At 71.8% G+C, this 20460-nt stretch carries 23 protein-coding genes; 13 read left to right on the top strand and 10 right to left on the bottom strand.

The genetic code is table 11. The features are described 5' to 3' along the window. Positions 1–206 precede the first annotated feature (206 nt). Positions 207–932, bottom strand: coding sequence for a response regulator transcription factor (locus tag K4B79_RS46485; protein WP_232033533.1), 726 nt, complete (start codon positions 930–932; stop codon positions 207–209). Between the two features lie 52 nt (positions 933–984). Beyond that, a complete protein-coding gene (locus K4B79_RS46480; RefSeq protein ID WP_232033532.1) occupies positions 985–1635 on the bottom strand; it encodes a TetR/AcrR family transcriptional regulator in 651 nt (216 codons plus the stop codon). Between the two features lie 236 nt (positions 1636–1871). On the opposite strand from K4B79_RS46480, the gene K4B79_RS46475 reads away from it, so the two are divergent. Further along, a complete protein-coding gene (locus K4B79_RS46475; RefSeq protein WP_232033531.1) occupies positions 1872–3341 on the top strand; it encodes an MFS transporter in 1470 nt (489 codons plus the stop codon). 254 nt (positions 3342–3595) lie between these two features. Continuing rightward, entirely contained in the window at positions 3596–4279 is a 684-nt protein-coding gene (locus tag K4B79_RS46470; protein ID WP_232033530.1) for a response regulator, read from the top strand. A gap of 52 nt (positions 4280–4331) precedes the next feature. Here K4B79_RS46470 and K4B79_RS46465 read toward each other — a convergent pair whose 3' ends face one another. After that, positions 4332–5063 carry a TetR/AcrR family transcriptional regulator gene (locus K4B79_RS46465; protein ID WP_232033529.1) on the bottom strand — a complete coding sequence of 244 codons (732 nt, stop codon included), beginning with the start codon at positions 5061–5063 and terminating at the stop codon, positions 4332–4334. 112 nt (positions 5064–5175) lie between these two features. Between K4B79_RS46465 and K4B79_RS46460 the strand changes: the two genes are divergently transcribed. The 7 genes from K4B79_RS46460 (at position 5176) to hemC (ending at position 11159) form a co-directional block, all read left to right on the top strand. Further along, on the top strand, positions 5176–5949 hold the full coding sequence (locus tag K4B79_RS46460; protein ID WP_232033528.1) for an SDR family oxidoreductase: 774 nt from the start codon (positions 5176–5178) through the stop codon (positions 5947–5949). A 95-nt stretch (positions 5950–6044) separates the two neighbouring features. Beyond that, entirely contained in the window at positions 6045–7025 is a 981-nt protein-coding gene (locus K4B79_RS46455; protein ID WP_232033527.1) for an ATP-dependent DNA ligase, read from the top strand. A gap of 195 nt (positions 7026–7220) precedes the next feature. Continuing rightward, positions 7221–7997: an NPP1 family protein gene (locus K4B79_RS46450; RefSeq protein WP_232033526.1), complete on the top strand. Its 777-nt coding sequence runs from the start codon at positions 7221–7223 to the stop codon at positions 7995–7997. 105 nt (positions 7998–8102) lie between these two features. Next, complete coding sequence (locus K4B79_RS46445; RefSeq protein ID WP_232033525.1) at positions 8103–9119, top strand: questin oxidase family protein; 1017 nt, start codon at positions 8103–8105, stop codon at positions 9117–9119. Positions 9120–9169: 50 nt separating this feature from the next. Further along, positions 9170–9688 (top strand): hypothetical protein, encoded by a 519-nt coding sequence (locus tag K4B79_RS46440; RefSeq protein WP_232033524.1) that lies wholly within the window; start codon positions 9170–9172, stop codon positions 9686–9688. Further along, positions 9685–10152: a GNAT family N-acetyltransferase gene (locus tag K4B79_RS46435; protein ID WP_232033523.1), complete on the top strand. Its 468-nt coding sequence runs from the start codon at positions 9685–9687 to the stop codon at positions 10150–10152. The genes K4B79_RS46440 and K4B79_RS46435 overlap by 4 nt, the downstream gene beginning before the upstream one ends. Positions 10153–10223: 71 nt before the next feature. After that, positions 10224–11159: a hydroxymethylbilane synthase gene (gene hemC / locus K4B79_RS46430; RefSeq protein ID WP_232033522.1), complete on the top strand. Its 936-nt coding sequence runs from the start codon at positions 10224–10226 to the stop codon at positions 11157–11159. Between the two features lie 44 nt (positions 11160–11203). Here the strand turns inward: hemC and K4B79_RS46425 are convergent, their stop codons facing one another. The 4 genes from K4B79_RS46425 to K4B79_RS46410 form a co-directional block, all read right to left on the bottom strand. Continuing rightward, positions 11204–11719 (bottom strand): hypothetical protein, encoded by a 516-nt coding sequence (locus K4B79_RS46425; RefSeq protein ID WP_232033521.1) that lies wholly within the window; start codon positions 11717–11719, stop codon positions 11204–11206. Between the two features lie 226 nt (positions 11720–11945). Beyond that, positions 11946–12806, bottom strand: coding sequence for an ABC transporter permease (locus tag K4B79_RS46420; RefSeq protein WP_232033520.1), 861 nt, complete (start codon positions 12804–12806; stop codon positions 11946–11948). Next, on the bottom strand, positions 12766–13614 hold the full coding sequence (locus tag K4B79_RS46415; protein WP_232033519.1) for an ABC transporter ATP-binding protein: 849 nt from the start codon (positions 13612–13614) through the stop codon (positions 12766–12768). The genes K4B79_RS46420 and K4B79_RS46415 overlap by 41 nt, the downstream gene beginning before the upstream one ends. Continuing rightward, positions 13611–14066, bottom strand: coding sequence for a MarR family winged helix-turn-helix transcriptional regulator (locus K4B79_RS46410; RefSeq protein ID WP_232033518.1), 456 nt, complete (start codon positions 14064–14066; stop codon positions 13611–13613). The genes K4B79_RS46415 and K4B79_RS46410 overlap by 4 nt, the downstream gene beginning before the upstream one ends. Before the next feature lie 271 nt (positions 14067–14337). Here K4B79_RS46410 and K4B79_RS46405 point away from each other — a divergent pair, with 271 nt between their 5' ends. Then, positions 14338–15129 carry an RNA polymerase sigma factor SigF gene (locus K4B79_RS46405; protein ID WP_232033517.1) on the top strand — a complete coding sequence of 264 codons (792 nt, stop codon included), beginning with the start codon at positions 14338–14340 and terminating at the stop codon, positions 15127–15129. 15 nt (positions 15130–15144) lie between these two features. On the opposite strand, the gene K4B79_RS46400 is transcribed toward K4B79_RS46405, so the two are convergent. Continuing rightward, entirely contained in the window at positions 15145–15477 is a 333-nt protein-coding gene (locus tag K4B79_RS46400; protein WP_232033516.1) for an ANTAR domain-containing protein, read from the bottom strand. Between the two features lie 164 nt (positions 15478–15641). On the opposite strand from K4B79_RS46400, the gene K4B79_RS46395 reads away from it, so the two are divergent. Next, positions 15642–16445 carry a VOC family protein gene (locus tag K4B79_RS46395; protein ID WP_232033515.1) on the top strand — a complete coding sequence of 268 codons (804 nt, stop codon included), beginning with the start codon at positions 15642–15644 and terminating at the stop codon, positions 16443–16445. 22 nt (positions 16446–16467) lie between these two features. Here the strand turns inward: K4B79_RS46395 and glgX are convergent, their stop codons facing one another. Beyond that, on the bottom strand, positions 16468–18609 hold the full coding sequence (glgX, locus tag K4B79_RS46390; protein WP_374208596.1) for a glycogen debranching protein GlgX: 2142 nt from the start codon (positions 18607–18609) through the stop codon (positions 16468–16470). After that, positions 18606–19118, bottom strand: coding sequence for a pep a2 (locus K4B79_RS46385; RefSeq protein WP_232033514.1), 513 nt, complete (start codon positions 19116–19118; stop codon positions 18606–18608). The genes glgX and K4B79_RS46385 overlap by 4 nt, the downstream gene beginning before the upstream one ends. 305 nt (positions 19119–19423) lie before the next feature. Between K4B79_RS46385 and K4B79_RS46380 the strand changes: the two genes are divergently transcribed. Together K4B79_RS46380 and K4B79_RS46375 are read left to right on the top strand one after the other, a co-directional pair. Continuing rightward, the gene (locus tag K4B79_RS46380) at positions 19424–19723 is read left to right on the top strand and encodes a DUF5133 domain-containing protein (protein ID WP_232033513.1); all 300 of its coding nucleotides are present in this window, start codon (positions 19424–19426) and stop codon (positions 19721–19723) included. 76 nt (positions 19724–19799) lie between these two features. After that, the coding region (locus K4B79_RS46375) for a maltotransferase domain-containing protein (protein WP_232033512.1) at positions 19800–20460 on the top strand (661 nt) is incomplete at its 3' end.

Below are 20460 nucleotides of genomic sequence, written 5' to 3'. Positions count from 1 at the left end.
GTGGTGGGGGGCTCCGCCGATGGGCGGGGCGCCGGGGTGAAGTGGTCGAGGCCTCGATGAGCACATGCAAACAGAGGGGGCTGACGCCTTCCGGTCAGTTTCCTGACAGAAGGCTGACGTGACTCAGATCACAGGCGCGCGAAGGAGCTCAAGTGCCGTGTCGCGTAAGGAAGTTGTAAGCCTCGAAGGCCGCGCGATGCGGCCGGTCAGCGCTCGGCGTCGGCGTGCCCGAGCCAGTAGCCGAACCCTCGGCGCGTGTGAATCAGGCCGGGCGCGTCGCGGTCCACCTTGCGTCGCAGCCGGGAGACGAGCTGCTCGATGGCGTTGTCGCCACGGTGGTCGCCCCAGACGTACCGGCCGATCTGCTCCTTGGAGAGCACCCGGTGCGCGTTGACGAGGAGATGGCGCAGCAGCCGGTACTCGGCCGGCGTCAGGTCGAGGACGCGGGCGCCGCGCCGCGCCTCGCAGCGGTTGTCGTCCAGGACCAGGTCACGGTAGCCGAGCGCGGCGTCCCGCGGACGCCCGGGGTGCGCGCCGCGCAGCAGGACCTGCACCCGGGCCAGCACCTCGGCCACCCGGAAGGGCTTGGTGACGTAGTCCCGCTCCCCCAGGCCCAGTTCGGGTACGAGTTCGTCCAGGGAGTCGTACTCGGTCAGGACGAGCACCGGGGGGCGCTGGGCCACCGCGTGCCGTTCCCGGCTCAGGCTCGCCATGTCCGGCAGTGCCGCGTCGACGACGACCAGGTCGAACCGCTGCTCGGCGAGCCGCCGCAGCGCCTCGCTCCCGGCCCCGACGAGGGTGGTGCGGTAGCCAGCCAACTCCAGGGTGGTGGAGAGCAGTTCGGCGACGCCCGGTTCCGCGGCGACGAGCAGGAGGCGTTGACCGGCACCCCGGGTGAGTGCCGGTTTCGCTCGGGCGCCACTGCCGTCCATGCGCTCACCCTACCGTCCACTTGCCTAACTCAACCAATCCCGGGGAGCGAGGTCAGGGCGTCGGGGTGACCGGCGCCAGCCACATGCCGACGACGGCGTCGACCAGCCCGGTGGCGGTGTCGTCCCAGTTGGAGCGGGGGGTGGGAGTGTGCTCGGCGAGCGCGCGTTCCCGCTCGGCGCACACGTGCACGATGAGATGGCGTGCCATGTCGCCGCGTTCGACGCGCACCTCGGCGGGGAGGTCGGGCAGACACCGCCGCAGCCCGTCGACGATCTGCCGCAGGGACGGGGAGGAGAGCGACTCCTCGGCCATGACCCGCCGCAGCGCCGGATCGGTCATCACCTGCGCGCAGAACCGCGCGTACCAGGTGGGGCTGCCCAGCGCCCCCAGATGTTCGGGAACCGGTCGCACCAGGCAGTCCACCCAGTCGCGTACGTCGGTGGAGTCGCCGGTGGCGGCGAGGAGCCGGGCGCGGATCTCCTCGATGCGTGCCGCGTGCTTGCGGATGATCGCGCGGATCAGGTCGGTCTTGGTGCCGAAGTGGTAACCGACGGCGGTGTTGTTGCCCTGTCCGGCGGCCTCGCTGACCTGACGGTTGGAGACCGTGTACACGCCGCGCTCGGCGAACAGCCGCTCCGCGGCGGTCAGGATCAGCTCCCGTGTCGCGCCGACCTGTTCCGCACGCGCCGTCCTGCCCGCCATGACCACCACCGCTTCGGGACTGGGGCGATCTCCCGTGGCGGCCAGTCCCTGGAGCCGCCACGGTCCGCCGATCGGCGGCGGGTTCCGGTGACCGAAGCGTACGCAGGCGGACCGGGCCACTAAGCTAAGTCAATCAGCTGCCTTAATTCTTCACACCACTTGTGCTCCGCGCGCGTGCACCACCCGTGCTCCGCACGCGCTCGCATTCCTCACGCGCCACGTCTTGGAGGCTCCGCATGTCCGACGCCCTTGCCGCACCCGCCGACGCCGGGGGCGCCGCGCCGCCGAGGCCGAACGCCGTGGTGGCGGTGCTGGCCTTCGCCGGGATCGTCGTCTCGCTGATGCAGACCCTGGTCATCCCGATCGTGCCCGAGCTGCCCCGGCTTCTCGACGCGCCGGCCTCGGACGCCGCCTGGGCGGTCACCGCGACCCTGCTGGCGGCGGCGGTGGCCACCCCGGTGGTGGGGCGTCTGGGCGACATGTTCGGCAAGCGCCGCATGCTGATGATCAGTGTCGTGATGCTGGTGGCCGGCTCGGTGGTGTGCGCGCTCAGCGACACGCTGATCCCGATGATCGTCGGCCGAGTGCTCCAGGGGCTCGCCTCGGGTGTGATCCCGCTGGGCATCAGCATCATGCGCGACGAACTGCCCGCCGAGCGGCTGGCCGGTTCGACCGCGCTGATGAGCGCCTCCCTGGGGGTCGGCGGCGCGCTCGGGCTGCCCACGGCCGCGTTGATCGCCGACCACTTCGACTGGCACGTGCTGTTCTGGGCCTCCGCCGCCATGGGTCTGATCGCCCTCGCGCTCGTCGTGGCCTTCGTACCGGAGTCCCGGGTGCGCACCGGGGGCCGGTTCGACGGGATCGGTGCCCTCGGCATGGCGGCCGGGCTGGTCTGCCTGCTGCTGGCCGTCTCCAAGGGCGGCGACTGGGGCTGGGGCAGCGGCACCACGCTCGGCCTGTTCACCGCCGCCCTGGTGGTCCTGCCGGCCTGGGGCGTCTTCGAGCTGCGCACCACGCAGCCGCTGGTGGACCTGCGCACCACGGCCCGCCGTCAGGTCCTGGTCACCAACCTGGCCTCGGTGGCGATCGGCTTCTCCATGTTCGCGATGTCCCTGGTCCTGCCGCAGCTGCTCCAGCTCCCCGTGCAGACCGGCTACGGCCTGGGCAGGTCCATGCTGGTGGCCGGCCTGGTCATGGCACCCTCCGGCCTGGTGATGATGGCGACCGCCCCGCTCTCCGCCGCCGTGTCCAGGGCCAAGGGCCCGAAGGTGACCCTGATGATCGGTGCGGTGATCGTGGCCTGCGGCTACGGCCTCGGTCTCGTGCTGATGTCGCAGGTGTGGCAGCTGACGCTGATCTCGTGCGTGATCGGCGCCGGCATCGGCTTCACCTACGGTTCGATGCCCGCCCTGATCATGGCCGCCGTGCCGGCGAGCGAGACGGCCGCGGCCAACAGCCTCAACACCCTGATGCGGTCCATCGGCACCTCGACGGCCAGTGCCCTCGCGGGTGTCGTCCTCTCGCAGATGACCATCAGCCTGGGCGGCTACGCGCTGCCCTCGGAGAACGGCTTCAGGACCGTGATGGCCATCGGGGCCGGGGCCGCGCTGCTCGCCTTCGCCATCGCCACCCTCATCCCCCGGCAGCGGACCTCCGTCGAGGCCGCCGCGGCACCGACGACCGGGGAAGCGGCCGTCGCCAAGTAGGCGCGGGTCGTCAAGTAGGCGCGGGTCCTCGGCGACGGTCTCCGGAAGGCTGCCGTCGTGCCCGGGGAGGAGATGCCCTCCCCGGGCGTACTGCGTTCTCAGTAGGTCCGATCACCGGCACACGTACGACGACAGCACGGCCCGGACCGGGAAGACTGGAACGGTGGGCCGGTCACCGCCCGGCCGGCGGCTCGGGCGGCTCCGAGGTCACCACCCGCCGCGTCCCGCCGCCCGTGACACCAGGAACGGACCCCATGACCATCCGCGTGCTGCTCGCCGACGACCAGGCCCTGCTGCGGGCCACCTTCCGCATCCTGATCGACTCCTGCGACGACATGGAGGTGGTCGCCGAGGCCACCGACGGCGCGGAGGCCGTCGACCTGACGCGGCTGCACCACCCCGACCTCGTCCTGATGGACATCCGGATGCCCGGGACGGACGGCCTGACCGCCACATCGGCGATCTGCGCGGACCCGGACCTGTCCAGCACGCGCGTGCTGATCCTGACCACCTTCGAGATCGACGAGTACGTCGCCCAGGCGCTGCGGTCGGGCGCGAGCGGCTTCCTCGGCAAGGACGTCACCGCCGACGCGCTCCTGGCGGGGATCCGCACGGTGGCGGCCGGCGACTCGCTTCTCTCCCCCGGTGCCACCCGCACCCTGATCACGCGCTTCCTGACCGCGCCCGGCCTCGGGACCCGGCTGGCCGCCTCGGACGACCTCGCCGCCCTGACCACACGGGAGCGCGAGGTGATGATCTGGGTGGCCGAGGGACATTCCAACGACGAGATCGCCGAGAAGCTGTTCGTCAGCCCGCTGACCGTCCGCACCCATGTGCACCGCGCGATGACCAAACTGGGCGCCCGCGACCGGGCCCAGCTGGTCGTGATGGCCTACCAGACGGGGCTGGCGCAGGCGCTTCCGCCCGGTACGGCGTAGGGGCCGGTACGGCGTAGGCCGGTACGGGTAGGGCCGCCTCCCCGAAGGGACCTCACCGGCGCCGACCGGAAACGCCCTGGTCGGCGGAGAGTTTCTCCAGCCACTGCTGGAGCAGGGCCGACTCCGCCGCAGTGAACGTCGGCGGCACCTCGGCCCGCAGTCGGGCGGCGAGCGTGGCGGCGGCGACGGGGACCGGGGCCTGCCCGTCGGAAGCGGGGGCGTCGGTGGCGTCGGCCGGGTCGGCGGGGCGGGTCAGCGAGCCGATCACCGCGTCGCGCAGCCGTTCGGAGAACCGCGGGTCGGGGTACTGCTCGGGCCGGGTGAGCAGGGACAGCGCCGCCCCGACGTTGGCCGACATGATGACCTGGGTGGCGAGGGCGGGCGGCACGGTCAGCCGGCCCGCGGCGGCGCAGCGTTCCAGGATCGCGTGCAGCAGCGCGTGCGCTTCCTGGGCGGAGGCGGGTGGGACGGTCAGGCCGGGCGAGTACATCAGGCGGTAGTGGTTGGGGTGTTCCAGCGCGAACCGCGTGTGGTTGTCCCAGCCCTTCTTCAGGTCCGCCACCGGGTCGTCACCGGGGCGGGCCGCCCGCTTGGACGCGAGGTACCGCTCGAATCCCCGGTCCACGACGGCGGCCAGCAGCCCGGCCTTGTCCCCGAAGAGCCGGTAGAGCATCGGCGCCCCGACCCCGGCCGCCTCGCACACGGCCCGGGTGGAGACATCGGCCACCGGCGCCTCGGCCAGCAGCGCGGTGGCCGCTTCCAGGATCTTCTCCCTCGCATCCATGTGCTCACCGTACGGCATTCGTAGCGCCGATACGAATCGGGGGTAGCGTCGTTACGAATCTGTGTTATCGTCGATACGAGTTGAACGTAACGTCGATAACAGGGGTGCAGTCGTGACCACTCAGTCCTCCACTCAGAAGTCCGCCCAGTCCTCCACGGCCACGCGTGTGGCGCTCGTGACCGGCGGCTCGCGCGGCATCGGACGGCAGATCGCCCGGCAGCTCGCCGCCGACGGGTTCGCCGTCACCGTCGGGTACGCGGGCAACAAGGAAGCGGCCGAGGAGCTCGTGCGCGAGATCGAGACCGCCGGCGGCACCGCCTTCGCCGCGCGCGCGGACGTCGCCGACGAGACGGAGGTCGCCGCCGTCTTCGACCTCACGGAGGCCCGGTACGGCGGGATCGACGCCGTGGTGCACGCCGCGGGCCGGATGCCGCTCTCCCCGATCACGGAGCTGGACCTCGCCGAGCTCGACGCGCTGTACCGCACGAACATCCGCGGCGCCTTCGTCGTCGACCAGCAGGCCGCGCGCCGGCTGCGTCCGGGTGGCGCGCTCGTCAACTTCTCCAGCTCGATCGTCGGCCTCGCCTTCCCGGGCTACGGCGCCTACGCGGCCAGCAAGGGCGCGGTCGAGGCGCTGACCCTGGTCCTCGCCCGCGAGCTGCGCGGCCGGGACGTGACCGTCAACACGGTGGCGCCGGGCCCCACGGCCACGGAGCTCTTCCTCGACGGCAAGGACGAGGAGACCGTCGCCCGGCTGGCCGCGCAGCCTCCGCTGGAGCGCCTCGGAACCCCCGAGGACATCGCCTCGGTCGTGTCGTTCCTGGTCGGCCCGGCCGGCCGCTGGGTCAACGGCCAGGTGCTGCGGGCCAACGGCGGCATCATCTGACCGCACACCGGAACCGCCCCCGCGCGAGGCGTCCGTTCAGGGGAAACCGCCGGGGAGCCGGCGTGAGGGAGCGCGGGCCCGTCGACAACTGACCCGTGGACCTCCCGCTGATCCCTCCCATGCTGGCCACGCCCGGCACCCTCCCGCCCACCGCCCAGGACGCGCGCTGGGCCTACGAGACGAAGCAGGACGGACAGCGGGTCGTCGTCTACGCCGCCGGGGACGGCAGCCTGGTCCTGCGCGCCCGGTCGGGGGAGATCGTCACCGGCGCCTATCCCGAACTGCAGCCGCTGGGCGCCGCGCTCGGTGCCACACCGGCGGTGCTCGACGGGGAGGTGCTGGCGCTGGACGAACAGGGGCGTGCCGACTTCCAGTTGCTGCAGTCCCGTATGGGCCTGGTGCGGGCACCCGGCAGGGCGGCCCGTCGGGCGGCCGGACTCCCCGTGCACCTGGTGCTGTTCGACGTCATGCACCTGGAGGGGCAGTCCCTGCTCCGGCTCCCCTACGTCCGACGCCGTGGACTGCTGGAGGCACTGGCCCTGACCGGCCCCCACTGGTCGACCCCGGCCGCGCTGGTCGGTCACGGCGCGCAGGCCCTGCGTGCCACCCGGGAGCACGGCCTGGAGGGCCTGGTCTGCAAGCGCCTGGACTCGGCGTACGAGCCCGGGACGCGCTCCCGGGCCTGGATCAAGATCCGGAACATGCGCAGCGAGGACGTCGTCGTGGGCGGCTGGCTGCCCGGCAAGGGGCGGCTGACCGGTCTGCCGGGGGCCGTCCTGGTCGGACAGCGCGCCGCCGGGCGCCTGCGCTACGTCGGCGGGGTGGGCACCGGCTGGAGCGAGGCGGAACGACACCGGCTCGCCGCGCTGCTGGGAGCCGTCGAGACCGACGTGTGCCCCTTCGACCCCGTGCCGCCCGCGCCGGGAGCGCACTGGGTGCTGCCCCGGCTGGTCGGCGAGGTCCGCTACAGCACCCGCACCCGGGCCGGAATGCTGAGACAGCCGTCCTGGCTGCGGCTGCGACCGGACCTCACCCCCGAGGAGTCCTCGGCCGACCTGCCGGACGATCTCGCCTGAGGCACCGTCGGCGGTCCGTCCCGACACTCCGTCCGCGATCCCGGCGGGCCCGGCGGGCCCCCAAGATCCAATTGTTGGGGAACCCGTAACCGGAGAGACGCCTACGACCTCTTGGCGGGGACATGTAAAGAGGGGAAGCTGAACTTCCCCTTTCCCTAGAGCCGTTGGGCTGCGCCCACACCAGAGGAGGACGCAGTGTCGTCACCGTCGTTCAAGGCACACCGCAGGAGATGGCTCACCGGCCTGGCCGGCGCCGCCGCGCTCGTCGTCGCCTTCCCCACCGCCGCCTTCGCCGCCCCGCCGCAGGCCCTGCCGGCCAATGCCGAGACCGCGGAGAAGACGTACCAGCCGGCCTTCGACTACGACACGGACGGGTGCTACCCCACGCCCGCCATCGGACCCGACGGCACGATCAACGGCGGCCTCAACCCGACCGGTTCACTCAGCGGCGACTGCCGTGACGCCTCGGACCTGGACAACACCAACAGCTACTCGCGCTCCAAGTGCAACAGCGGCTGGTGCGCCTACATGTACGGCCTGTACTTCGAGAAGGACCAGGCCATCGCCGGCAGCAGCATCGGCGGTCACCGGCACGACTTCGAACACGTCGTCGTCTGGGTGCAGAACGGCACGATCCAGTACGTGTCGACGTCCAACCACGGCTCGTTCACCGTCACGGCCGCGTCCGGGGTCCGCTTCGACGGCACCCACGCGAAGATCGTCTACCACAAGGACGGCGCGAGCACGCACTGCTTCCGCCTGGCCAACTCCAATGACGAGCCGCCGGAGAACCACAAGGGAACCTGGCAGTACCCGCCGCTGGTCGGCTGGAACGGCTACCCGGCCGGGCTGCGGGACAAGCTGAGCGCGTACGACTTCGGCAGCGCCAACTTCGGTCTGAAGGACGCCAACTTCGCGAACCACCTGTCGCTGGCGAAGCCCTCGGGGATCGCGTTCGACCCGAACGCCTGACCGCCGGACGCCCGGAGATCGGTCGCGGGACCTAGGACCTCGGTGTCCACTGCTTCCGTCCCGCGCCCGATCCCGGCCGGTCCGGCACGTCATAGCGTCCCCCTCATGGACACGAGCAGCACGAGCGGACAGCTCGAAGAAGCCCTGGAACGCCTGCACGCCTCCGGTCCGGAACGGGGAGGCTGGCTGTCCAACCACGCCCCCATGGTCGTGGAGTCGCTGGCCGCGCACGGCCAGGCGGACGCGGTGCACCGCTGGGTGGACCTCTACCGGGACAAGCTGGAGGACTTCCCCGACCGCGTGGCACCCGTCACGGACGACAACTGGCCCTCCGCGCTGGGCGATCCCCGCCGGATCGCCGACTGGACCGACCACTTCTCCCGCGCACTCGCCGAGCGTCCCTGGCGGAGCGTCCTGGCCGAGTGGTGGCCGCGCCTGCTGCCCGGCCTGTACGGCGGGGCCACGCACACGGTCATCCGGGTCGGCCACGCCGTACGGGCCGTGGAAAGCGGCGAGAACGCGCCCCGGCTCACCGAACTCGCCCACGCGCTCGGCTACTGGGCGGCCCGCCACCAGCCCGTGACCGGCGTCGAGCCGCTCCCGGGCGCGCCGTCGGCCACCGCGTCCCTGGACGCCGTACCCGCGATCGAGGCGGGGCACCTGGGATTCCGCGACCGTCTGTCCGCGGTGCGCCGACTGCCCGTGTGGGCGGAGGACGTCACCGACCCGGAGACCGCGAAGGACCGGCTCACCGAGCTGGTCCGGGCCGCGACCCACCGCTACGCCACCCATGGCCACGGCGAGCCGACCATGCTCGTGCACGCGGCCACCGCCCCCAACGCCGTACTGCGCACGCTGGAGTCCCTGCCCCGGGACCTGTGGGCGCCGAGCCTCAGGGCGGCCTGGTCGGCGTCCGCGGCGGTGACCGCGATGTACGCGCCCGTGGAGCCGGTGGCGTACACGCCGCCCGCGCGTCTGACGGCCGAGGAGGTCATGGAACGCGCCCTGGCCCACGGCGACGAGCACGTCATCAAGCTGACGGACACGGCCCTGGACGTCGGCGACGAACAGGCGCTGGCCGCCGCGCTGCGCTCCGTCGACATGAGCGAGCCACTGGTCTGAGGCCGTATTCACGGTGGACATCCCGCGGGCCCGCGTTCCAGGATGACCGAATGGATCATCACGAGAACCTGCCCGCCGCCGTGGACACGGAGGCGCTGCTCGCCCTGGCCGACTCCCATCACGCGCGTCCCGCCCGGCCGTTGGGTACCCGGGACACCGCCGGCCACCTGGTCAAGGTGTACGCGATCGAGGCCCCCGGCCGCACGGTGTCCGAGCAGGACGCCGAGGCGGCGCTGCGGATCGCCGGAGCGCATCTGGAACTCGGGCGGCTGCGGGGCACCCTCGGGCTCGCCGTGCTGATCGTGCACGCGGGCGGCGACGGCGACTACCTGCTGATCCACACCTGGATCGAGGGGGACATGTCGGACCTGGCGATCTTCGCCGGCCCGAGGGACAAGCCCGAGGCGTTGCGTCCCGGCCGGGCCGGTCTGACGCCCTGTGTGTGGGAGGCGGCCGTCCTCGCGCACGAGCGGGACGCGTTCTCCCGGCAGGTGCTCGACGGCACCGGTCCGCTCACCGAACGTCTCGCCGCCTGGAGCGCGGACACCGTCGAGGGGGACGTCCGGTGAGCGAGACCCCCCTCGTCCGCCGCGCCGAGCCCGCCGACCTGCCCCGGGTGGCCGAACTCGCCGCCCTGCACGCGGAGTACGAACGCGCCGCGCCGCCCGCCGGCGACCTCGCCGTCCGCCTGACCGCGCTCCTCTTCGACACGCCGGCGCCCCGGCTGCGCTGCCTGGTGGCCGAACTGCCCGGCGACGAGATCGTCGGATACGCCACCTGCGCGCCCGAGGTCTCCACCTGGGGCGCCTGCGAGTACCTGCACATGGACTGCCTGTTCCTCGCCCCCGACCACCGCGGTCTCGGCGTGGGCGGACTCCTCATGGACGCGGTGCGCGCCGAGGCCCGCACCCTCGGCCTCACCGAGATCCAGTGGAACACCCCCGCGTGGAACGAGGGCGCGATCCGCTTCTACGACCGTCTCGGCGCCCGTGCCAAGGAGAAGCTGCGGTACAGCCTCCCGGTGGAGGGCTGACGGGGGTTGCCCTGCGGGGCATGGGGGAGGCAGTGCGCCACGGCACCTCGCGGAGGGACTATCGTGGCCGCATGTCCGTGCCCGAACTGATCCGTATCGTCTCCCGCGACTCGCCCATGGCACTCGCCCAAGTGGAGCGCGTCCGCACCGAGTTGGCGGCCCTGCACCCGGAGATCCGTACCGAGGTCGTGCCGGTGAAGACGACCGGTGACAAGTGGATGGGCGACCTGGCCCAGGTCGAGGGCAAGGGCGCCTTCACCAAGGAGGTCGACGCCGCGCTGCTGGCCGGTGCGGCCGACCTCGCGGTGCACTGCGTCAAGGACGTGCCCGCCGACCGGCCGCTCCCGGCGGGCACGACGTTCGCCGCGTTCCTGAAGCGGGACGACATCCGCGACGCCCTGGTGCATCCGGGCGGGCTCACCCTGGACGAACTCCCGGCGGGCACCCGTATCGGCACCTCCGCGGTGCGCCGGATCGCCCAGCTGTCCGCCACCCACCCGCACCTGGAGTGCGTGCCCTTCCGCGGCAACGCCAACCGGCGGCTGGAGAAGCTGGCCGCCGGGGAGGCGGACGCGCTGCTGCTCGCCATGTCCGGCCTGGAGCGCATCGACCGGCGTGACGTGATCAGCGAGGTCCTCTCCCCCGAGGCGATGATGCCGCCCATCGGCGCCGGCATCCTGGCGCTCCAGTGCCGGGAGGGCGACACCGAGGTCATCGACACGGTCAGTGCGCTCGGCCACCCGGAGACCCATCGCGAGGCGACCGCCGAACGCATGTTCCTGCACGTCCTCCAGGGGCACTGCAACAGCCCGATCGCGGGCTACGCACGCGTGGACCGCAGCGGCGAACTGTCCCTGCGCGCCTGCGTCTTCACCCCCGACGGCAAGACCCGCCTCAACGCCCACGAATGGGCCGGCCGCCTCGACCCGGCCACCCTCGGCACCTCGGTCGCCGTGGCACTGCTGCGCCAGGGGGCACGCGAGATCATCGACGGGATCCCGCACTAGGCACTGTCCGGCGGATCAGGTCGCGGGCGAGCGACGGCACCCTGTCAGGCCGTGCCCTCCTCGGCCTGGTCGCGCAGGAAGTTGCTCACCTGGAGGGCGAGGTTGTCGCGCACCACGCCGGTGCCGACGGCACCCTCGGCCAGGCCGATGCCGCCCGCCCACAGCCGGCGGTCCGCCCAGTCGTCGTCGACCCGCAGCTGGATCTGGACGTCGACGTGGCTCAGGGACGTCTCCGGTCCGGCCGCGTACAGCACGGCGGTCGCCCGGCGCAGCGGGTGGACGTCGAAGCCCTCGATGAACTGGGAGTTGCGCCAGTCGATGAACGCGCTCTCCCCGTCGGGACCGATGCGCACGTCGATCTGACCGTCCTCCAGGTGGACGGTGAAGGGCCGCTCGCCCCGGTTCTCCACGGTGACCCGGAGCCGGAAATACGTGAGCCCCTCGGCGGCGTCGTCCCGTCCGCGGGGTGGCTCGGTGGCCTCCAGACGGTGGACGCGGACACGCAGACCGGCATGCGCGTCGTACTCCTGCCAGTCCCCGACCACGTTCGGCTCGTACACAGTGCACCTCTTCGACCTCAGAGAGCTGCTTCCTATCTTTGCGCTCAGCACACTGTCAAATGAGCAGAATGCGCTGTGGCCAGCCCATTCGCCCCCTTGATCGGTGATCAAGCGCTGCGCAGGAAGAATCCGCCGACCGGGCGGACGGCCCGGTTCGTCCGCGTGCCGCACATCACTTTTCGGCCGCCTCATTCGACCTCTCCCCGGACCGCCCCCGGACCGCCCCTCAACGGGCCAGTCGGCCCAGGAGACGGGAGGCCGCGGCGATGCCCAGCGCGGCGGCCACGAACAGGACCGCGAAGTCCAGCGCCAGGTGCGCGGGCGTGCCCAGGAGCAGCCCGCGCAGGGCGTCGACCTGATAGCTGAGGGGGTTGAACCTGCTGACCGCCTGGAGCCAGCCCGGCATGACGGACAGCGGGTAGAGGGCGTTGGAGCCGAAGAACAGCGGCATGGTGATGGCCTGGCCGATGCCCATCAGGCGGTCGCGGCTGAGCACGATGCCGGCGATGGTCATCGACAGGCAGGAGAAGAAGGCCGATCCGAGGATCACGATCCCGGCGACGGCGAGGAGCTTGAGCGGGTTCCAGGTCAGGGCCACACCGAGGAGTGCGGCGATGACGATCACGACGACGGCCTGGATCAGCGACTTCACCCCGGCCGCGAACGCCTTGCCGGTGATCAGCGCCGAGCGCGGAGTCGGCGTGACGAGCAGTTTGTCGAGGATGCCGGCGTCCCGCTCCCAGATGATCTGGATGCCGTAGAAGATGGCGATGAACATCGCGGACTGGGCGATGATGCCGGGGGCCAGGTAGTCGACGTAGGGGATGCCCTCGGTGGGGATCGCCTTGATGCGGGTGAAGGTCTGGCCGAAGATCAGCAGCCACAGGGCGGGTTGGACGGCCCGGGTGTACAGCTCGGTGCGGTCGTGGCGCAGCTTCTGGAGTTCGACGGCGCACATCGCCACGACCCGGGCGGGCAGCAGCCGCCAGCCCGCGCGCGGTTCGGGCGGCTGGACGAGAAGGTTCCCGGCCTCCTCGTGAGCACGGTCAGCCGACGCGGCCTGCGGTGCGGCGGGTGCTTCGGACATCGCGGAAGTCTCCTGACTCGTCGTCGAGGCCGCTGCCCGCGATGTCGCGGAAGACGTCCTCCAGCGTGGGCAGCGGGTCCGTGGCCGCCGCGCCGGCGGCGCGCCTGCGCTCGCCGAGCCCCTCCCTGAGCCGGGCCGGGGTGCCCAGCGCGCGGATGCGGCCGTGGTGCATCAGGCCGACCCGGTCGCAGTACTGGTCGGCCTCGTCCATGGAGTGCGTGGTCACCAGGACCGTCATGCCGGTGGCGGCGCGCACGGCGTTGATGTGCTCCCAGACACCGGTGCGGGCGATGGGGTCGAGCCCGATCGTCGGTTCGTCGAGGATCAGCAGGCGGGGTGCGCTGACCAGTGCCTGCGCGAGTTCGAGGCGGCGGACCATGCCGCCGGAGTAGGTGCCGACGAGCCGGTCGGCGGCCCCGGTGAGGTCGACCGCGGCCAGGGCCTGGCCGACGCGTTCGGCGCGTTCCCTGCGGGCCACGTCGAAGACGCGGGCGAACAGGGCGACGTTCTCCCGGCCGGTGAGGCTCTGGTCGGCGGACAGCTGCTGGGGGACGTAGCCCAGCAGACGCCGTACGGCCATGGCGTCCTCGGCGGTGTCCCGGCCGAAGACGCGGACCATGCCCGCCGGGACCGGCAGGAGGGTGGTGATGCAGCGGATGGCGGTGGTCTTCCCGGCTCCGTTGGGGCCGAGCAGCCCGAAGACCTCGCCCTCGTGCACGGTCAGATCGAGCCCGTCGACGGCGGTGGTGTCGCCGAAGGCGTGGGTCAGACCCGTGCAGCTGACGGCTTCCTCGGTGTCCGACGTCATGAGTCCTCGGCCTCCTCGTGCAGGTTGACGGCGAGTTGGCGCAGGGCCGGCAGGGCGGCGCGCAGGGCCTCCTGGTCCGCCTCGGCCAGCCGGGCCAGTTGGCGTCCGACGAGGTCGGCGCGGCGCCTGCGCCACTCGCCCAGCCGGGCTTCGGCCGCGGGGGTGGGCAGCAGTCGAGCGGCCCGCCGGTCGGCGGGGTCGGTCTCGCGGGTCAGATAGCCCTCCCGGGCCAGCTGGTTGACCAGCGTGGAGACCGAATTGCCCGCCAGGTACAGCTCCTTGGCGGCGTCCGAGACGCGGATGCCCGGCCGGGTCACGACGAGGCGCAGCAGTTCCACCTCGGCTCCGCGCAGGCGCGGGTCGGACATCTGCGGGCGCAGGCGGCGCCGGATCAGCCGCTGGACCGCGACGAGCGCGTCGGCCAGCTCCTCCGGAAAGGTCTCTGGTTCCACACTGTCGACATTAGCTCTGTAGCAGAGGTAACGAACCCAAAGGACGGTCAAGACCGTTGGTCACGCGCCGATCTCCGGTGAATCCATAAAGTAGCTTTTGCCCATATTTGTTTGGGGACATCGGCTCCGGGAATCAGCAGGTATGTGCTTCGGACAGGAGGCACGTCCGTGGGAGGCCGACCGGCCGGTCCCCGGGTTCCCTCCGTCAGGTCCGCGCCCGCGCCTCCCCCGGTGTCCGTCCATCCAGCACCTGCTGAGGGAGGCGCGCACCATGCCAGTTACCGGCAGGGCGAAGCCGCACCCGCACGACGACGCCCCTGACACGGCCGCGGATTTCCGTCGGCTCGCGGGGCTGCCCGAGGGCCCGGAACGCAAAGCGCTCCGGGACGAACTGGTGGAGATCTGGCTGCCCATGGCCGAGCGCATCGCCGTCCGCTTCCGCGGCCGCGGCGAGAGCCTGGAGGATCTGTACCAGGTGGCCGCGCTCGGTCTGGTCAAGGCCGTCGACCACTACGACCCGGCACGGGGCTGCGCCTTCGAGGCGTACGCGGTGCCGACCGTCACCGGCGAGATCAAGCGGCACTTCCGCGACCACATGTGGACGCTGCACGTGCCGCGCCGGGTCCAGGATCTGCGCAACCGCGCACGCCAGGCCATCAAGGAGCTGTCCCAGACGACACCGGGACGCCCTCCCACCGTGGCCGAGATCGCCGCGTACGCCCGGATGACCGAGGAGGAGGCCCGCACCGGCATGGAGGCCCTGGAGTGCTTCTCGGCGCTCTCCCTGGAGGCCGAGATGCCGGGCACCGACGGGTACGCCCTGGGCGACGCGCTCGGCGGTCCGGACCCCGGATTCGACACCGTCGTCGACCGGGTGGCCGTCAAGCCGTGTCTGGAGGCGCTGCCCGAGCGCGAGCGCACCATCCTCTACCTGCGGTTCTTCGGCGGCATGACCCAGAGCCGGATCGCCGAGCAGCTCGGCATCTCGCAGATGCACGTCTCCCGGCTGCTCAGCGGCTGCTTCGACCGGCTGCGCGAGGAGATCCTCACCGACGCCCGCTGAGGGACGCGGCCGCCGTCACTCTGTCGGAGCTCCCGGGATCTGCGTCGGTCCGTAGCGGTCGAGGGCGTCCTCCAGCTCGGCGCGGATCTCCCGGGGCATCTCTCCGGCACGCCCCCACACGAGGATCAGGTCCGCCACGTTGCGGAGCTTGATGTTCGTGTGCTGGGAGACCTCCTTGAGGACCTCCCACCCCTGGTCCGGCGTCAGCCTGCCGAGCGCGACGACCATGCCGATCGCCTGGTCCACGACGGCGTGCGAGGCGACGGCTTCCTTGAGCTGGTCCACCTCCGCCTGAAGCGCGAAGACGCGGTCCAGCTCGTCGGAGGGTTCGTCCGATGGTCCTGACACTCCTCCATCCTGTCACTCGTTCGGGTGGGCGCCACCGGGCCGGAGGCAGACGGAGCACCGTTTCGGCGCCGTCTCAGGGGTACTCGGCAGGCGCCCCGAGCGATTCCGGCCGGACACTGGAACCAGGGCGCGTGCCCCGGCCGACGAGAGCAGGACATCACTTCATGAATCACGACGCGCGACCACCCAGTGCCACGACGGACATCCTGTCCACGCATTCCGTGTTCGGCGCACCCTGCTGGGTGAGCCTGACCAGCCGCGACCTGGAGACCACGGAGGCGTTCTACGGGGCCGTGCTGGGCTGGCAGTGGCAGGCGGCCAAGCTCGGCGACCGCTTCCGGATCGCCCTGGCGGACGGCACACCGGCGGCCGGGATCGCCGCGGTCGCCACCATGTGGCAGATGGCGGTGGCCTGGACGCCGTACTTCGCCGTCCCCAGCGCGGACGAGGCCGTGGCGCGGGCCCAGGAACGGGGCGGCACCGCCGCGGTCGGACCGCTGTCCTTCCCGCCCGGACGCGCGGCGCTGCTCGCCGACCGGGACGGCGCGACCTTCGGCATCTGGGAGGGCGAGCTCTTCGCCGACTGGGAGGCCTGGCGCCAGGCGCAGCCGGCGTTCATCAAGCTCCACACCCGCGACGCCTTCGACGCCGCCATCTTCTACGGCGAGATCCTCGACTGGGCGTCGGAGCGCCCGGGCTGCTGCGAGGTCCACTACGAGGGCGGCGAGGTCGTGCTGCGCAGCCGCGGCGACATCGTGGCCCGGATCGAGTCGGGGGCGCTGGGGTCGGCCCCCGATCCGTCGATCCGGCCGCACTGGCAGGTGCACTTCGCGGTGGCGGACGTGGCGGCCTGCGCCAGGGCCGCGGAGATCCACGGCGGGAGCGTGCTGTCCAAGGGCAGCGACGAGGCCGTGCTGCGCGACCCGGACGGCGCGCAGTTCACGGTGACCTCGCGCCGCGAACGCTGATCGGCCGCGCCGACGCCGGTCTTCAGGTGGCGGTGCGTGAGGGCCGCGACAGCAGGACCAGGCTGCGTGCCTCGACCGTCATCCGCGTTCCCGCCTTGTGTTCCGCCTCGTCGGCGCCCTGCGGCTCGGCGGTGTCGATCAGCGTCGTCCAGCGTTCGCCGTAGGCGATGTCCGGCAGGCGGAACTCCACCGGCTCCCAGTGGCTGTTGAACAGGAGCAGGAAGGAGTCGTCCACGAGGGGCCGGCCGCACGGGTCGGGTTCGGCGATGGCGTCCCCGTTGAGGAAGACGCCGACCGCGTACGCCTCGGGGCGCCGCCAGTCCTCCTCGGCCATCTCGCGGGCGTCCGGCCGCAGCCACACCAGGTCGGGCAGCGGCTGGTCCGCGTGCGTCATGGTCTCGCCGCGGAAGAAGCGGCGCCGGCGCAGGACCGGGTGGGCGGCGCGCAGGGCGATGACGTGGCGCGTGAACGCGGCGAGGTCGCGCTGCTCCTCGGTGAGCCGCCAGTCGATCCAGGAGATCTCGTTGTCCTGGCAGTAGGCGTTGTTGTTGCCGCGCTGGGTGCGGCCGAGTTCGTCGCCGTGGCAGAGCATCGGGATGCCCTGCGAGAGCAGCAGGGTGGCCAGCAGGTTGCGCTGCTGGCGGGCGCGCAGGTCGCGGACCGCCGGGTCGTCGGTGTCGCCCTCGACCCCGCAGTTCCAGGACCGGTTGTGGCTCTCGCCGTCCCGGTTGCCCTCGCCGTTGGCCTCGTTGTGCTTGTCGTTGTACGACACGAGGTCGCGCAGGGTGAACCCGTCGTGCGCGGTGACGAAGTTGACACTCGCGCGCGGGCGGCGCCGACTGTGCTGGTAGAGGTCGGCGGAACCGGTCAGCCGGGAGGCGAACTCGCCGAGCGTGCCCGGCTCGGCCCGCCAGAAGTCCCGTACGGCGTCCCGGTACTTGCCGTTCCACTCCGACCACAGCGGCGGGAAGTTGCCCACCTGGTAGCCGCCCTCGCCGACGTCCCACGGCTCGGCGATCAGCTTGACGCGGCTGATCACCGGGTCCTGCTGGATCAGGTCGAAGAACGCCGACAGCCGGTCCACCTCGTGGAACTGCCGGGCGAGCGTGGCCGCGAGATCGAAACGGAAGCCGTCGACGTGCATCTCGGTCACCCAGTACCGCAGCGAGTCCATGATCAGCTGGAGCACGTACGGGTGCCGCATCAGCAGGCTGTTGCCGGTGCCGGTGGTGTCGTAGTAGTGCCCCCAGTCGCCGTCGACCAGGCGGTAGTAGGAGGCGTTGTCGATGCCGCGGAAGGAGAGCGTGGGGCCCTTCTCGTTGCCTTCGGCCGTGTGGTTGTAGACGACGTCGAGGATGACTTCGAGGCCGGCCGCGTGCAGCGCCTTCACCATCGCCTTGAACTCGGGGACCTGCCGGCCGCGGCTGCCGTCGGCGGCGTAGGCGTTGTGCGGGGCGAAGAAGCCGATCGTGTTGTAGCCCCAGTAGTTGGACAGGTTCCGGCTCTGCAGCACGCCGTCCTGCACGAACTGGTGCACCGGCATCAGCTCGACCGCGGTCACGCCGAGCGAGGTGAGGTGGTCGATCACCGCCGGGTGGGCGAGACCGGCGTAGGTGCCGCGCAGCTCGGGCGGTACTTCGGGGTGGGTGCGGGTGAGGCCGCGGACGTGGGCCTCGTAGATCACGCTGTCGGCGTACGGCCGTCCGAGCGGTTGGTCGTCGCCCCAGTCGAAGGCCGGGTCGGTGACCACGCCGAGCATGGTGTGCCCCTTGCTGTCGGACCGGGACGGGCCGTCGGCCGCGCGCTCGAAGAGCGAGGCGTGGTTGTCGATCTGCCCGTCCACCGCTCGGGCGTACGGGTCCAGCAGCAGTTTCTTCGGATTGCACCGGTGCCCGAGGGCGGGCTGCCAGGGGCCGTGCACGCGATAGCCGTACCGCTGTCCCGGTCCGACGCCGGGCAGGTAGCAGTGCCAGACGAACCCGTCGACCTCGGCCATCGGGACCCGGCGGTGGGTGCCGTCGTCGTCCACCAGGACCAGGTCGACATGGTCGGCGACCTCGCTGAACAGGGCGAAGTTGGTGCCCTGGCCGTCGTGGACGGCGCCCAACGGGTAGGGGTGCCCGCTCCACGCGGGCACCCCTTTCCGGCTGCGTCGCCCGGTCACCGGGCGTCCTGGAGGACGCCGTCCGGCGCGATCCCGGGTGCGGCCAGTGCCGCCACGGGGATCTCGCGCGGCACCTGGAGCACCTCGCGCAGCCGGGGCACAGGCCCGGTGGGCACCAGCGGGACCCGCTCGCCGGCGCGGGCGCGCTGCGAGAACCAGATGACCTTGCTGCCGGTATCGGTGGCGCAGCAGCCCCAGCCGTCGCTCATCGCGGCGATGCGGCTGAGACAGGCGCGCAGGTCCTGGTCCGGGCGCAGGTCGCGGTCGTTGTCCCCGACAGCGGTGATCAGATGCTGGCCGTTCCACCACATCTCGATCGACGTGTTCTTGTCCGTGGCGTGCTCGTCGATGGCCGTCAGCAGCATCTCGGCGCCGCGGCAGACGGGCTCGACCAGGATCTGAAGGTCCCAGTACCGGAGGTGTGCGGCCAGGATGCGCCTGACCTGCCCGACCCGCTCCGGACTGACCTCGACATCGAGGTGGTAGTAGCAGGGCACTGCGGTCTTCATCGTCGTTGGCTCCTCACCGGCGAAGCTCTCGCTCCTCCTCGCCCCCTGCGGGGCACGGGCCCCGGACACGAAGCGTGAGCACTGATCGCTTCTGAGTCATCTCAACTGTGCGAGGGCTACGCCATTCGTGCAACACGAGCGACGGAGGAGGTGGTTGAAGATCCAACAAGACGCTGAGTCGTCACGCGTGCACCATGTGTGAAGACCTCGATGCCCGTAACGGATCCGTGCGCGTTCGCGCGCGGACGCGCACAGCTCTTACGGGCAGGACAGCCGCGATCGAGCCCTGGAGGGTGAACCGCACGATGCTGCTACCGGCCAAAGCCGAAGTGGCCCGCCAACTGCGTCGGTACCGGGCGTGGGAACGCATGATGCTCGCCGCCCCCACCGACCACAGGATCCGGGCCACCTTCGAGGACTCGGGCTACACCCTCTGCGTGCTGATGGGCAAGCGGTGCGCGCGCGAGGCCGCGAACGCCGCCGAGCGCTATCTGCGGACCACTCTGGTCGCCTACCTCCGGGAGGAGGGCGACCGTCCGGGCCCGCATCCGGTGACCAGACGCGGCCCGCCGGCCACTGATCGGCGGTCCCCCGCGGGGAGGTAGACACCTTCCGGCGCAGCTTCGTTCCCCGTCGGGTCAACGCACCCGGCCCAGTCGAGCACGGCGGAGGTGTTTCCCCATGAGTTCCCACCAGGCCATCGGCCGCATTCCCGTCCGGGACGTCAGGCCGGCCGTGGACTGCGGCAGGCGTCCCGCGAAGGCGGTGGCCGGCGAGACGTTCGAGGTCACCGCGACCGTGTTCCGCGAGGGCCACGACGCGGTCGCCGCCAACGTCGTCCTCACCGACCCCGAGGGCCGTCACGGCCCCTGGACACCGATGCGGGAACTGTCCCCCGGCTCCGACCGCTGGGGCGCCGAGGTCACCCCGGACGTCGAGGGCCACTGGACCTTCCGCGTCGAGGCCTGGAGCGACCCGCTGTCCACCTGGCGCCGCACGGCCCGGATCAAGGTCCCGGCCGGCATCGACACCGGGCTGGTCCTGGAGGAGGGCGCCGACCTCTACGAGCGGGCGGCGGCCGGAGTGCCCCAGGGGCCCGGGCGCGCGGCGATGCTGGCCGCCGTGCAGACACTGCGGGACGACTCGCTGCCCGTGGCCACGCGGCTGGCGTCGGCGTTGACGCCGGAGGTGGACGCGGTGCTGGCCCGCCACCCCTTGCGGGAGCTGCTCACCGCCTCCGACACCCTGCCCCTGCTGGTGGAACGCGAACGCGCCCTGTACGGCGCCTGGTACGAGTTCTTCCCCCGCTCCGAGGGCACCCCCCAACAACCGCACGGCACCT

Origin of the sequence: Streptomyces lincolnensis, from assembly GCF_021173675.1 — a bacterium.
Lineage (GTDB): Bacteria > Actinomycetota > Actinomycetes > Streptomycetales > Streptomycetaceae > Streptomyces > Streptomyces lincolnensis_B.
Note: the sequence above shows the minus strand (reverse complement) of the source record. Positions and strands in the feature narration are given on the sequence as shown.

Excerpts from the sequence above, each read along its gene's own strand:
- K4B79_RS46485 (WP_232033533.1), bottom strand. The coding sequence starts at position 932 with ATGGACGGCAGTGGCGCCCGAGCGAAACCGGCACTCACCCGGGGTGCC.
- K4B79_RS46480 (WP_232033532.1), bottom strand. The coding sequence starts at position 1,635 with ATGGCGGGCAGGACGGCGCGTGCGGAACAGGTCGGCGCGACACGGGAG.
- K4B79_RS46475 (WP_232033531.1), top strand. The coding sequence starts at position 1,872 with ATGTCCGACGCCCTTGCCGCACCCGCCGACGCCGGGGGCGCCGCGCCG.
- K4B79_RS46470 (WP_232033530.1), top strand. The coding sequence starts at position 3,596 with ATGACCATCCGCGTGCTGCTCGCCGACGACCAGGCCCTGCTGCGGGCC.
- K4B79_RS46465 (WP_232033529.1), bottom strand. The coding sequence starts at position 5,063 with ATGGATGCGAGGGAGAAGATCCTGGAAGCGGCCACCGCGCTGCTGGCC.
- K4B79_RS46445 (WP_232033525.1), top strand. The coding sequence starts at position 8,103 with ATGGACACGAGCAGCACGAGCGGACAGCTCGAAGAAGCCCTGGAACGC.
- K4B79_RS46440 (WP_232033524.1), top strand. The coding sequence starts at position 9,170 with ATGGATCATCACGAGAACCTGCCCGCCGCCGTGGACACGGAGGCGCTG.
- hemC (WP_232033522.1), top strand. The coding sequence starts at position 10,224 with ATGTCCGTGCCCGAACTGATCCGTATCGTCTCCCGCGACTCGCCCATG.
- K4B79_RS46420 (WP_232033520.1), bottom strand. The coding sequence starts at position 12,806 with ATGTCCGAAGCACCCGCCGCACCGCAGGCCGCGTCGGCTGACCGTGCT.
- K4B79_RS46415 (WP_232033519.1), bottom strand. The coding sequence starts at position 13,614 with ATGACGTCGGACACCGAGGAAGCCGTCAGCTGCACGGGTCTGACCCAC.
- K4B79_RS46405 (WP_232033517.1), top strand. The coding sequence starts at position 14,338 with ATGCCAGTTACCGGCAGGGCGAAGCCGCACCCGCACGACGACGCCCCT.
- K4B79_RS46395 (WP_232033515.1), top strand. The coding sequence starts at position 15,642 with ATGAATCACGACGCGCGACCACCCAGTGCCACGACGGACATCCTGTCC.
- K4B79_RS46385 (WP_232033514.1), bottom strand. The coding sequence starts at position 19,118 with ATGAAGACCGCAGTGCCCTGCTACTACCACCTCGATGTCGAGGTCAGT.
- K4B79_RS46380 (WP_232033513.1), top strand. The coding sequence starts at position 19,424 with ATGCTGCTACCGGCCAAAGCCGAAGTGGCCCGCCAACTGCGTCGGTAC.